We start from the raw sequence: 13,029 nt of genomic DNA, 5'->3' as shown, positions 1-13,029 counted from the left end.
GTAAAAGGCATTCTTTTGCTTTCGGCCTTTAGCTTTTGACTTTAAGCTTTAACAGGCAATTTTACCTACGCGGGTAGCATGGCGTCCACCTTCAAATTCGGTACTTAGAAAAGCAGCTACAATTTTTTCGGCATCATCAATACTGATAAAGCGGGCAGGAATACATACGATATTGGCATTATTATGTTTACGGGCGAGTTCGGCCAGTTCAACTGTCCAGCAAATGGCTGCGCGGATGCCCTGATGTTTATTGGCGGTGATGGCTACACCGTTGGCGCTGCCGCAAACCAGTATGCCCAGGTCAAATTCACCGCTTTCAACGGCCGAGGCAACGGGGTGGGCAAAGTCGGGGTAATCTGCCGAGGCATTGGAGTAAGTGCCGAAATCTTTCAGCTCGGTTGCTGATACAACATTCAGCAAAGCTTGTTTATAATCAAAGCCGGCGTGGTCGGCGCCAATGGCAATCTTTAGCCCTTCTTTCATCAGTTAAATAAGTATTAAGTTAAGATACAAATGTGCAAAAATTTTAAATGTAAGGATGCGCGAATTTCACATGTGTGATTAGATGTGCAGATGGATGTGCTTTTCCCGCGCGTCATTGGTACGAAGTAATCTCTACGTAGGAAGGTTAATCCTTTATATCGGCTCTGTACAGCATAGAGATTGCTTCGTACCTCGCAATGACGCGTGAGGGCTAAACAACAAAAGCGGCTATGGCCGCTTTTGTTGTTATTTATCATTTGCACATCTGCAATCTATCATCTGCACATTAATTAGGACATCACCTCTTCGTGGCGCTTTATCTTTCTTTTCTCAACCAAACCGGCTACTACAATACTTACTTCATACAGTACAAACAGCGGGATACTTACTACAGTCATGGTTAACATATCAGGCGTTGGGGTTACCACCGCCGCGATGATCAGGATGATCACAATAGCGTATCTGCGTGTTTCGCGCATAAATTTAGGCGTTAAAATACCCAGGTTTGATAATATGTACACCAGAATAGGCAATTGAAAAACCACACCGGTTGCCAGTGTTAAAGTGGCAACTGATGATATGTAGGAATCAATAGAGAATAAATTCTGGATCTTTGAACTTACCGTATAGCCCGATAAGAAATTAATGGACATTGGGGTAATAACATAATACCCAAATAATATGCCCATGAAAAAAAGCATACAAGCATAAAAAACAAATCCGGTAGCGGCTTTTCGCTCTTTTTCATGCAGGGCTGGTTTTACAAAGCGCCAGATCTCCCAGATGAGGTAAGGGATACCCAAAGTGATCCCTATAAGGAGCGCTGAATTAATTTGCAGGGTAAACTGTCCTGCCATTTCGGTATTGATCAACTGGATGTTGATCTTATCGATGCAAAAACCTGAACGGTGTAGTGCCGCGCCAATCTCGCAGAGCATGCGATAGGTCCAAAAGGTAGGCCTGCTTGGACCCATGATCACGGTATCGAAGATCCAGTCGTAAAAATAAAATACTACAGCGGTAAATATCACAATAGCTACTGATGCCCTTACCAAATGCCACCTTAACGCTTCCAAATGATCAAAGAAGGACATTTCTGCCTCCATCGTTTTGCCTTTGTCTTTGATGGCTTTAATTAGTTTGTTATCGCTCATGGTTTATAAATACCGCTGTATCAACGCTATTGTGCTAAGTATGTTTAATTATATGAAGATAGTTTGAATTTATTTTAAAATTCAAAGGTTTCCATAAACTTGGTAGTGAAATTACCGGCCCGGAAGTTAGGATCCTGCAATAATTTGAGGTGGAATGGTATGGTTGTTTTTACACCTTCTATTACAAATTCGCTCAATGCCCGCTCCATGGTACTTAATGCTTCATCACGCGTTTGTGCTACGCAGATCACTTTGGCTATCATCGAATCATAGTTTGGAGGGATCACGTAACCGGTATATACATGCGTATCTATACGTACGCCGTGACCACCTGGCGAATGAAAATTAGTTATTTTACCTGGTGACGGGCGGAAGCCGTTAAATGGATCTTCGGCGTTGATACGGCACTCGATAGCATGCATGGTTGGCTCGTAATTTTTACCAGAGATAGGGATACCTGCGGCAACCTTTATTTGCTCCTTGATCAGGTCAAAGTTGATCACCTCTTCGGTAACCGGGTGTTCTACCTGGATCCGGGTGTTCATTTCCATGAAGTAGAAGTTACGGTCTTTATCAACCAGAAACTCTACGGTACCTGCACCTTCATATTTAACAGCTTTGGCGCCTTTTATAGCGGCATCACCCATTTTTTTACGAAGTTTTTCGGTCATGAACGGTGATGGTGATTCTTCCACCAGTTTCTGGTGACGACGCTGGATAGAGCAATCGCGCTCAGAAAGGTGGCATACTTTACCATATTGGTCGCCCACCACTTGTATCTCGATGTGGCGCGGGTCTTGTACATATTTCTCCAGGTAAAGGCCATCGTTACCAAAGGCAGCACCAGACTCGGCACGGGCCGAATCCCATGCATTCTCAAACTCATCGTCTTTCCAAACAATACGCATACCACGGCCACCACCACCGGCAGTAGCTTTTAATATAACCGGGTAACCAATTTTATTAGATATGGCAATGCCTTGTTTTACATCGGTAAGCAAACCTTCAGATCCGGGAACAATAGGTACACCGGCTTTTTTCATGGTTTCTTTGGCTGATGCCTTATCACCCATTTTATTGATCTGCTCGGCTGTTGCACCTATGAATTTGATACCATAATCGGCACAGATGGCAGAAAATTTAGCATTTTCAGATAAAAAGCCATAGCCCGGATGTATGGCATCGGCATTAGTAAGCTCAGCAGCCGAAATGATATTAGGAATACTTAAGTAAGAATCGCGGCTTGGCGGGGGGCCTATACAAACAGCTTCATCGGCAAAGCGTACATGAAGGCTGTCACGGTCGGCAGTTGAATATACAGCTACGGTTTTTATACCCATCTCTTTACAGGTACGGATAATACGTAAGGCGATCTCACCCCGGTTAGCTATTAATATTTTTTTAAACATCTTTTTTTAAATGTGCAGATTACAAATGTGCAAATATGCAGATGATAAATTACAGGTGTGCAGATGTGCAAATTATAAATGTGCAGATGAATTAAAACCAATCATCTGCACATCTGAAATCCGCATATCTGCACATCTACTAAATAGGTTCTACTAAAAATAAAGGCTGGTCGTATTCAACCGGTGAGGCATTGTCAACCAATACTTTCACAATACGGCCTGAAATTTCAGACTCGATCTCGTTGAAGAGTTTCATGGCTTCGATAATACAAACAACAGTGCCTGTTTTTATCTCATCGCCAACGTTTACAAATAATGGTTTATCTGGACTGGCCGAACGGTAAAAAGTACCGATCATTGGCGATTTGATAGTAAGATACTTTGAGGTATCGGCCGCTGCCGGAGCAACTGGCGCCGCAGGTTCTGCCGGCACAGCGGGAGCAACCGGTAATGCAACCGGGGCGGTTTGCGCCGGAATACTTGCATGAATAACCTGTGGTTGTACCTCGTTGGTTTTTATGGTTATCTTAAAATCTTTTTGCTCAATTGATACTTCATTTACGCCTGATTTTGAAACAAAACGAATAAGGTCCTGAATTTGTTTAATATCCATACTTTGGGATTGAGTGGTTTTGGATAAAGTTTATTATCTAAGTTATATGATAATGTGCAAACTGGCAATATGCAAATATGCAGACTGCAAATGTGCAAATGTTTTTTATGATTTGGCTATAAATTAAGTAACATATTAAAATGAACAGATGTTTTATTTTTCTGTATGTACACTTAATAAGCCCATTTTAAATAAACGGAGCCCCAGGTAAAGCCACCGCCAAATGCGGCTAAAATAAGATTATCACCTTTTTTGAACTTGCTCTCCCACTCCCATAAACATAATGGTATTGTTCCGTTAGTTGTGTTACCATAGCGTTCAATATTAATGATCACCTTATCGGCGCTTAAACCCGTGCGGCTGGCTGTAGCATCAATGATGCGTTTATTAGCCTGATGCGGTACCAACCAGGCCACATCATCAGCACCAAGGCTGTTGCGTTCCATTACCTCATGGGCAACATCGGCCATGTTGGTTACCGCGAATTTAAATACCGCAGGGCCTTCCTGGTAAGCAAAATGCTCACGGGCCTCTACGGTTTCATGAGTTGCTGGTTTTACAGAACCGCCGGCTTTTTGATGTAGGTACTGTGCACCTGACCCATCGCTTTTCAGGATGGAATCCATAACACCATAACCTTCGGCATTAGGCTCAAGCAATACGGCGCCGCAGCCATCACCAAAAATAATGCAGGTAGCACGATCTTCGTAATTAACTATCGACGACATTTTATCGCCGCCTATTACCAGTACCTTTTTATGTTTACCGTTTTCAATGAACTGGGCACCTGTGGTAAGGCCGAATATAAAGCCGGAACAGGCCGCCTGCAGATCAAAACCCCAGGCATTAACCGCGCCAATTTTGTTGGCCAGGATGTTTGCCGTTGCCGGGAAGGGCATATCGGGCGTAGTTGTGCAAAAAATAATAAGGTCAATTTCCTCAGCGCTTATACCTCGTTTTTTCAACAAGCCGTTAACCGCCGGAACTGCCATATCAGATGTACCCAAGCCTTCGCCTTTAAGTATACGGCGCTCCTTAATACCGGTACGGCTTACAATCCACTCATCATTGGTATCAACCAGTGTTTCAAGCTCCTGGTTGGTTAAAATATAGTCGGGAACGTAACCATGTACAGCAGTAATAGCAGCATGAATCTTACTCATCTTTTATTTTTTTACTGAAAAGCTTGTTTAATTTTGTCCACCAATTTGCTCTCAACCATGTTTTTTGATAAAAGGATCATGTTTTTGATTGCTTCGGGACTTGAAATGCCATGGCCTACAATTACGGGGGCATTTACACCCAGGATAGGGCTGCCACCGTATTGCTCATAATTAAACCGGTCAAAAAACTCATCTTTAAGCTGTTTCTTTCGTGTTATCACATAAAACGATTCGGCCAGCTTTAATATTACATTACCGGTAAAGCCATCACATACATAAACATCGGCAGTTTCACTGAACAGGTCGCGTCCTTCAACGTTACCTACAAAGTTAAACAGGGATGTTTCTTTCATTAAAGGATAGGTGGCCTGACTTAGAATATTACCTTTTTCTTCTTCTTCGCCAATGTTCATCAACGCCACCCGGGGGTTGGTCATGTCATACACAGACTGGGCGAGTAAGCTGCCCAAAACACCAAACTGAACCATAACGTCTGGTTTGCAATCGGCGTTGGCGCCTACATCCAACAAAATACCCAAACCTCCTTTAAGCTTGGGCACAATAGTGGTCATAGCCGGACGAATAACGCCGGGAATGGTTTTTACGCTGAACATGGCGCCAACAAGCATGGCGCCGGTATTACCAGCCGAAGAAAAGGCCTGTATTTTGTCCTCCTTAAGCAATTGAAATCCAACCGAAACACTTGAATCCGGTTTTTGAACAATAGCTTTTGTAGGGTGTTCGCCCATACCAATCACTTCGGTTGTATGCACAAACTCAAAGTGATCGGGGCTCACATTGTTTTCCTGAAGAATAGTGGCAGCAATTTCTTTATCCCCAATGAGCACCAATTTTTGGTCGGCAGATAAAGCCTTATAAGCTTCGATTGCCCCTAAAACGGCTGCTTTGGGAGCAAAATCACCGCCCATAATATCTAAGCCAATCTTCATTTTCAGAAAATTAAACTTATGCTACTGCTGCTTTCTCTATCAGTAATTTACCGTTGTAGTAAACGTTACCATCAACAGTATAAGCTCTGTGTGGTAAGTGGATAGCACCGGTAGTTTGGCAGGTAGTTAAAGTTGGAGCCTCAGCTTTGTAGTGTGTTCTACGCTTATCTCTTCTTGATTTGGATATTTTACGTTTTGGATGTGGCATGATCCTGTTATTTATTATTTATTTATTTTCCTGAGTACATCCCACCGCGGGTCTGTCTGCTCATTTTGTCCTTCATTTCCCGAAAGGTTATTTAACTTTTCGAGCATCTCTTTATCACAATAAGAGGTGTTACCCTCATCGCTGCATACCGATATAAATGGCATGGCAACGTTTATATATTCATATATTAACCCTGCTATATTGATCTCATGATCATTTTTATTCAGGGTGATGATCTCGTCATCTTCATCAATCACCTCGTCGCTAAATTTGGCGATCTGCTGTTCGGTTATATCCAACGGTTGCGGATATTGGGCCAGGCACCTGTCGCAGGTGGCATTAACAGTTCCGCTGATATGGAAATCCAGTATCAGCATGGTCTCCTGTTTATCCAATTCCACCTGGCACTGCAGATTTGCTTTTTTTACCAGCGAGTAATCAAACTCGTCAAAAAAAGCATCATCAACAGCGTATTCAAACTGGTGTTTTCCCAGTTTAAGTCCTGTAAAAGGAATCGAATATGTTCTAAGCGATTTCAATGAGCAACAATTAGCCCGCAAATGTATGGAAAAATACCATAACTGGAAACTGTTTTTTTAATTTGCTTATAGACCTGATAAAACACTAATGATTAAAGGTAAAGATAATATTGTAATCTACAAGGCTAATTATCAAAAACAGGGCATAATATAAACCAAATACTATTTCGGTATTTGAAATTTAAAGACCATATTTAGCTTAAAGCGCAAAGCCAAAGGCTGAAAGCAAATGGAAGCTTTAAGCTTTTAGCCTTCTGCTTTAAGCTTCAAACTATATCTTCAGCCGGATATTGATCTTATCCAGTAAGCCTGTGAGCCAAACCATTACAAAGGCAAATAGGATACATTTGATCAGTCCGCCGGTTCCCTGGCTCAGATATTCGGGATAGCCCAGGTTGCTCATTTCATACATGGGGTAAAACAGGAAGGGTACAATATAACAGGTAAACGTATTGGTGCCGGCCGGCTCAATGATTTTGAACCAGTTGTATTTATGTTTAAAATCCACCACATAAATAAAAATGGCATACATCACCAAACTAATGCCCGTGCAAATAAGCACCCATGAAGGGGTATCGCGCGCTTTGGAAATGCCACCGCTAAAGTAGCGTACTATGAAGCCCATGTTAAACATGATAATGGCGATCATGATCAGGGCGGCCCATAATAATTTAAGTTCGTTGTTGGCCTTAAGCCGCATGTACAGCACCGATACAAATACCCCGGCCATAGTAAAGGCCTGCATGGCTCCATTGCCGGCTATCCACACATATTTTTGCAAAGGGGCAAGGAAATCCAAAAATCCAAAGTGAAAATCGATGTTAAAAAACATAAAGAAGATCCATGCCGCCGCCTGGATCCATAGATATCCGCCCGAGTAATAGTATATCAGTGCGCAAAGCAAATACGCCCAACCTATTAGCCCCAGGATTCCCCACCAGGTAAAGTGAAGCCAGGTATGACCCGGATCGCTGGTTTTATAGAGGATGGACATGGCCAGGAGCAGCGCTATTCCAAAACCTTGCAGTATATACCGCTTAAGGTTGGAAGTCTCTTTACCGTAATCTAAAAATATAAAGAAGAAGCTAAATGTAACCAGGCTTTCCCAAACAGGCTTTGGCAGCAGTGTGGTCACCTCATTATAGGTTTCCATGTTGGCATGATAGAAGCCTATGAACACCAGCGCAAACGAGCGACTGACTATGCGCGACAGCAGTTTATAATTGCCGCTTTTTAACCTGTTTTGAAACGCGAAAGGTATTGATAAACCTACGATAAATAAAAACGCGGGAAAAATGGTATCGGCCATTCCTAAGGCATCAACATTTTCTCCGGCATGTTTGAGCCAGTTAGGTGTATTTGGAATGCCGTCGAGGTCGTTCACAAATATCATCAGGAACATTGTTACCGCGCGGAAAGCATCAATGGATCGGACTCGACTAAAAAAATCATTCATTAAAGTGGTAAATGCGATAACTAAGCAAATGTTTTAATCTAACGTTAATTAAATTGAAACATTACTATTACAGAGCGGATTTTAGTCCCTGTCGCGGCTCAGTTTGGTAAATGCCAACGGATTTTCATTCAGCTCCAGGGTTTCACGGCGGTGTTTTACAATATGTATAGCCGTGAACAGCGCCTCCCGAAATGATATTTCCGAAGCCTGGTTTTTACCGGCTATGTCATAAGCGGTACCATGATCGGGCGAGGTGCGTACAAAGTTTAAACCAGCCGTGAAATTAACTCCCGATTCAAATGCTATTTGTTTAAAAGGAATAAGTCCCTGGTCGTGATACATGGCTAATACGGCATCAAACTGCAAATAAGTTCCGTTAGCAAAAAAACCATCGGCCGAGTATGGTCCAAAGGCCAGTATATCATTGTTGCGTGCCTCTTCAATAGCTGGGATGATCACTTCTTTTTCTTCATTGCCAATCAATCCGTTATCGCTGGCGTGCGGGTTAAGGCCCAGCACCGCAATCTTGGGTTTGCGGATCCAGAAATCATTTTGCAGGCTGTGATTCATCAGCTTAAGCTTGGCCAGTATTTTTTCGCCGGTAATGCTTTCGGATACTTTACTGATAGGAATATGCCCGGTAACTACACCAACCCGCAGGGTATCACTTACTAAGAACATCAGCGATTCGGCCGCGCCATCCCGTTGTTGTAAATATTCGGTATGACCCGGGAAATTAAACTGGTCGCTTTGTATATTATCCTTGTTGATAGGAGCGGTGATCAGAGCGTCTATATAGCCTTCTTTCAAATCAAAAGTAGCGCGTTCCAAGGAGATGAAAGCGTACTTGCCGCCTGCCTCGGTAACCTGGCCCATCTCTATCTTTACGTCCTCTTCCCAGCAATTGATCATGTTGGGCTTTTTGGGCTGCGATTGTGAGGGATCATTAATAACATGAAAATTAAGCTCATTAACCTGGGTTGCGCGGCGATGAAACGAAGCTACCTTGGTATGCCCGTAAACAATGGGAGTACAATAATCGTAAATGCGGGCATCTGCCAGTGTCTTTATAATTATTTCTAATCCAATGCCATTTACATCACCTATGCTTATCCCTACTTTAATTTTTTCGCTCATGTTATTATGTATGATTACACTGATCATTTAATGATTTCACCGATTTTGGATTGATCTCACTGATGTTGATCTGTGATTATTTTATTTATAATTTGCGGTCCGGGCCTTCCTTTTTACCCTTAACCTTTTGCCTTTTACCTCGTTTTTTTACTGCAAATAAAAGATTTTAAGCTTATAGTTCCCGAATAAAGCACAAATATGCCTTAATTTGCTCAAATATTTGATTAATAATGACGTTGGTAAGGGCAAAAAAACATTTAGGGCAACATTTTCTTACGGATAAAAATATCGCTGCTAAAATTGTGGACAGCCTGAAACCTGATGGCCGTTATCAACACGTATTGGAGGTTGGTCCGGGTATGGGTATCCTGTCCGACTTTTTATTACAGAAAACAGAGTACGAAGTATCCCTGATCGATATTGATGAGGAATCATACCAGTACCTGCAAAAAAAATACCCCCAGCTGGGCAGCCGCCTCATCAATGCCGACTTTCTGGAGATGGATTTTGGCGGCATATTTAATGGTCCGCTGGCTATTATTGGCAATTTTCCCTATAATATATCCTCCCAGATACTGTTTAAAGTGCTCGACAATCGACAGCAGGTGGTTGAAGTGGTTGGCATGTTCCAGAAGGAAGTGGCCGAACGCTGCACCGCCAAAGCCGGCAGTAAGGAATACGGCATCCTGAGCGTGTTTTTACAGGCCTACTACAAAGTAGAGTACCTGTTTACCGTAAAGGCCGGTGTATTTAACCCGCCGCCCAAAGTGCTTTCGGCGGTGATCAGGCTGACACGGAATAGCGCTGAGGCCCTGGATTGCGACGAGAAGCTGTTTTGGCAGATTGTGAAGGCCGGATTTAACCAGCGCCGCAAGACGCTGCGCAATGCCATATCATCACTCATTAACAAAGAACAGATGGTTGGCAATACCACCCTCGACCTGCGGGCCGAACGACTCACAGTTGCCGATTTTGTAAAGCTTACCAACGAGGTGGCGGCAGGCAGGAGTGCGAGCTCCCTCTAAGGGAGTCTCAGGGGGCTTAACTTACCGGTATCACTATGGGTGTGTCCTGCATTTTTTTAACCATTTCGCCCATGCGTTTGATGAACAGGTAATTGGCGGTGCCGCCAATCACGGCGCCTACAACAGGTACCATTCTTTCGGCGGTGCGTGTACCTAATACCATGAGGAATTTTTCGGCAATGCCCTCCATCATGGTTTTGGATATGGCTACGCCGGCCTCCACCCTTAGCGAGGTAGCTACCAGTCCCATAAAATCATTAAATTCAATTTGGTAACTGCCCTTGTTATAGTACATAATGGCCATAGTTACCCTGAATTGCTGAGTAATGAGGTTGGCAAAGTCAATGGGCATGCCTGCTATCAGCGTGATCATACCGCCACTACCCGATATAGCGCCCGAACCGGCTGCCATGAGTGCGCATTGATTTATAAACTTATCCAGCCCCATCGTGTCGACCCCTTTTTTTATCTTGAGCTGATCTATGTGGGTAAATATCTGTTTAAAGCCGCTATCAGCCAGTTTTTCGGCCTGGTGCTTTATGTCTGCCCCCAGCTTTTTTATTTTGATGAGTTTCATCTTTTGCAATTATTGATTTAGTGAGTTATTGAATTAGTGATTTCATCTCTTTGTGTGAAAAACTACATGGATGCTTTATCGTCTATAAATCAATAATCCAATTAATTATAAAGCTATTCCCGTGCCAATTTATAAAGGCCAGCAAAATGGCAGTCGGTTATTTGGATGATACCACCATGCCTTTGTCATCCAGGGTTTCTATAACCGGCTGATTTTGGGCGTTGATATAAATTTTTAACCGTGGTTTGCCTTTATCGTCACGCAAAAACAAACCTACTTCGCCTTTGGTGTTTTTACCTACAAAAAGCCGCTCGGCAGTAATTACACCCGGTTGCTGTAGTTTTTTAATGCCGGCATTGTAGGCGGCGGTATCCTTGAGTTTTTTTAATGAATCGGCGTAGGCTACCACTTTTACACCTGGAAAGCTGTCGTACTTATCCCACAGTTTTAAGCCATAACTGCGATGCAGGCTGCCCGCGTCTTTATCCTGACTGTATTGGATCTGCATGATCTGGTCGTTCTGATACTGATCGATAGAGTAGGTCATACTCGCGCTCTTTTTATCGCCGTCATAAACCAGTCCGCCGCATTCGTCGCCATCATCATTAAAAAATATCATACCGGCAGGGCGGTCGCGTTTCGGCAGTTCTTTACCACCGATGGTTCCCGGGTGCTGGCGCTCGCGGTTACTGATAGCCATGCGAATTTTACCGTTGCTATCGACGATGTCCATGCGTTCGGCGGTGATGTGTTTAAAATGTTCGTTATCGCTATTGTTCTGTCTGAACACCATGATCATTAATGCCAATACCAATAAGGTTAAAACGCCTGCGTATATTTTTAATGCTTTAACCTGTTTTTGTAAGTTTTCCATAATTGGGCTTTGTTGCTGAACAAATATATTTAAATGGGGGCGAAACGACTCACCCGATCTGCGCTTCGCTGGATCACCCTCTCTCCGGCTTTGCCGCAAAGAGGGGATTTTCTCTTCACGCGTCAATGACGTTATTGATTAATATTTTCAACCCTCCTTCCGCCGCAGGCGAAGAGAGGGTCGGCGAGCGAAGCGACGCCGGGGTGAGTCCTTGCCGGCGTTCAAATCCGTTATGCCATATTCGTAAAATTATATTCAAATTGTAAAAATCAGGAATACAATAAATAGCTGATGACTAATAATAGGAGGTTTTGTAAATTCGCCCTTTCCTAATAATTCAAAATTGAAAAATAACATTCTTATTGTCGACGATGTGCATCCCATATTTATGGAGATGGCCGTTGCCAAAGGTTACCAATGCGATTACAAACCATTGATCAAAGCCGATGAAGCTTTGCAGATCATCGGGGATTATGCAGGCTTGGTGATCCGTTCCAAATTCAGGGTTGATAAACAGGTGATAGATGCCGGAACAAATCTGCGCTTTGTGGCCCGGGCCGGTGCCGGTATGGATAATATTGACGAAGCCTATGCCGCCGAAAATGGCATCAGCCTGATTAATGCACCCGAAGGTAACTCGGACGCGGTGGGCGAACATGCTATTGGCCTGCTCCTATCCTTAATGAATAATTTAAATAAAGGCGATGCCGAGATACGCGGCGGCAGCTGGCAGCGCGAAGCCAACCGTGGTTTTGAACTTAAAGGTAAAACCGTAGGCATTATTGGCTATGGCCACATGGGGCATAGCTTTGCCCGTAAGCTGTCGGGTTTCCAGGTGGAGGTAATTGCTTATGATAAGTACAAAACCGGCTTTAGCGACCGCTATGCCCGCGAAGTGAGCATGGAGGACATTGTGAAACATAGCGACGTGCTGAGCCTGCACATCCCGCTTACTTCCGAAACCAACGGACTGGTGGATGATGAATACCTGTTCCACTTTAAAAAACCTATATTTTTTATCAATACTTCGCGCGGTAAAACTGCTAAAGTGAGCGCTGTGCTAAACGCCATTAAACAAGGCAAAATACTGGGCGCCGGTTTGGATGTACTGGAGGTTGAAAAATTTCCGGCTCTGGCCGAACAGGTATGGTTTGATGAGCTGCGCCAAAACGGCAGGGTGCTGCTGAGCCCTCACGTGGCCGGCTGGACATTTGACTCGTACCGGAAAATAAGTGAGGTAATGGCGGAGAAATTGTTTGCTGTGGGTTCATAGATCATGGTTGATAGTTCATAGTAAGAGGGAATATTTGTTATAACCATAGCTATCAACCAAATGCTCTGACCATGAACTATCAACCATGATCTATTAGCTAACCGGCTTCGACGGTAAATAAATTTGGATATTAAAATTTAAATAACTTATCTTCGTTAAATACAAAAG

Annotated in this window: 14 protein-coding genes; 2 read left to right on the top strand and 12 right to left on the bottom strand. The window is 43.4% G+C overall.

The features are described from left to right. Positions 1-48: 48 nt before the first annotated feature. From rpiB to pdxA, 10 genes are all read right to left on the bottom strand, one after another. Positions 49-483, bottom strand: a complete 435-nt coding sequence (gene rpiB / locus ACNURT_RS04150; protein ID WP_370998060.1) for a ribose 5-phosphate isomerase B — start codon at positions 481-483, stop codon at positions 49-51. 290 nt (positions 484-773) lie between these two features. Beyond that, complete coding sequence (tatC, locus tag ACNURT_RS04145; protein WP_419700666.1) at positions 774-1,637, bottom strand: twin-arginine translocase subunit TatC; 864 nt, start codon at positions 1,635-1,637, stop codon at positions 774-776. A 74-nt stretch (positions 1,638-1,711) separates the two neighbouring features. Then, positions 1,712-3,046 (bottom strand): acetyl-CoA carboxylase biotin carboxylase subunit, encoded by a 1,335-nt coding sequence (gene accC / locus ACNURT_RS04140; RefSeq protein ID WP_370998062.1) that lies wholly within the window; start codon positions 3,044-3,046, stop codon positions 1,712-1,714. 139 nt (positions 3,047-3,185) lie between these two features. Further along, the gene (gene accB, locus ACNURT_RS04135) at positions 3,186-3,659 is read right to left on the bottom strand and encodes an acetyl-CoA carboxylase biotin carboxyl carrier protein (RefSeq protein WP_419700665.1); all 474 of its coding nucleotides are present in this window, start codon (positions 3,657-3,659) and stop codon (positions 3,186-3,188) included. Positions 3,660-3,832: 173 nt separating this feature from the next. Further along, positions 3,833-4,822, bottom strand: coding sequence for a beta-ketoacyl-ACP synthase III (locus ACNURT_RS04130; protein WP_419700664.1), 990 nt, complete (start codon positions 4,820-4,822; stop codon positions 3,833-3,835). Positions 4,823-4,833: 11 nt separating this feature from the next. Continuing rightward, on the bottom strand, positions 4,834-5,772 hold the full coding sequence (gene plsX, locus ACNURT_RS04125; RefSeq protein ID WP_419700663.1) for a phosphate acyltransferase PlsX: 939 nt from the start codon (positions 5,770-5,772) through the stop codon (positions 4,834-4,836). Positions 5,773-5,788: 16 nt separating this feature from the next. Continuing rightward, complete coding sequence (gene rpmF / locus ACNURT_RS04120; protein WP_090472767.1) at positions 5,789-5,980, bottom strand: 50S ribosomal protein L32; 192 nt, start codon at positions 5,978-5,980, stop codon at positions 5,789-5,791. A 14-nt stretch (positions 5,981-5,994) separates the two neighbouring features. Next, positions 5,995-6,519 (bottom strand): YceD family protein, encoded by a 525-nt coding sequence (locus ACNURT_RS04115; RefSeq protein WP_419700662.1) that lies wholly within the window; start codon positions 6,517-6,519, stop codon positions 5,995-5,997. A gap of 271 nt (positions 6,520-6,790) precedes the next feature. After that, positions 6,791-7,975 (bottom strand): DUF5009 domain-containing protein, encoded by a 1,185-nt coding sequence (locus ACNURT_RS04110; protein ID WP_419700661.1) that lies wholly within the window; start codon positions 7,973-7,975, stop codon positions 6,791-6,793. An 81-nt stretch (positions 7,976-8,056) separates the two neighbouring features. After that, positions 8,057-9,112, bottom strand: coding sequence for a 4-hydroxythreonine-4-phosphate dehydrogenase PdxA (gene pdxA / locus ACNURT_RS04105; protein WP_370998070.1), 1,056 nt, complete (start codon positions 9,110-9,112; stop codon positions 8,057-8,059). Positions 9,113-9,342: 230 nt separating this feature from the next. Between pdxA and rsmA the strand changes: the two genes are divergently transcribed. Beyond that, positions 9,343-10,137: a 16S rRNA (adenine(1518)-N(6)/adenine(1519)-N(6))-dimethyltransferase RsmA gene (gene rsmA / locus ACNURT_RS04100; RefSeq protein ID WP_419700660.1), complete on the top strand. Its 795-nt coding sequence runs from the start codon at positions 9,343-9,345 to the stop codon at positions 10,135-10,137. 16 nt (positions 10,138-10,153) lie between these two features. Here rsmA and ACNURT_RS04095 read toward each other — a convergent pair whose 3' ends face one another. Both ACNURT_RS04095 and ACNURT_RS04090 read right to left on the bottom strand, forming a co-directional pair. Next, positions 10,154-10,714: a hypothetical protein gene (locus tag ACNURT_RS04095; RefSeq protein ID WP_370998072.1), complete on the bottom strand. Its 561-nt coding sequence runs from the start codon at positions 10,712-10,714 to the stop codon at positions 10,154-10,156. Between the two features lie 157 nt (positions 10,715-10,871). Then, positions 10,872-11,588 (bottom strand): hypothetical protein, encoded by a 717-nt coding sequence (locus tag ACNURT_RS04090; RefSeq protein ID WP_419700659.1) that lies wholly within the window; start codon positions 11,586-11,588, stop codon positions 10,872-10,874. A gap of 343 nt (positions 11,589-11,931) precedes the next feature. Between ACNURT_RS04090 and ACNURT_RS04085 the strand changes: the two genes are divergently transcribed. Continuing rightward, positions 11,932-12,861 (top strand): NAD(P)-dependent oxidoreductase, encoded by a 930-nt coding sequence (locus ACNURT_RS04085; RefSeq protein WP_419700658.1) that lies wholly within the window; start codon positions 11,932-11,934, stop codon positions 12,859-12,861. Positions 12,862-13,029 lie beyond the last annotated feature (168 nt).

This window comes from Mucilaginibacter sp. NFX135 (assembly GCF_048565145.1).
Classification (GTDB): domain Bacteria; phylum Bacteroidota; class Bacteroidia; order Sphingobacteriales; family Sphingobacteriaceae; genus Mucilaginibacter.
This window is presented reverse-complemented; position numbering and strand designations above follow the sequence as displayed.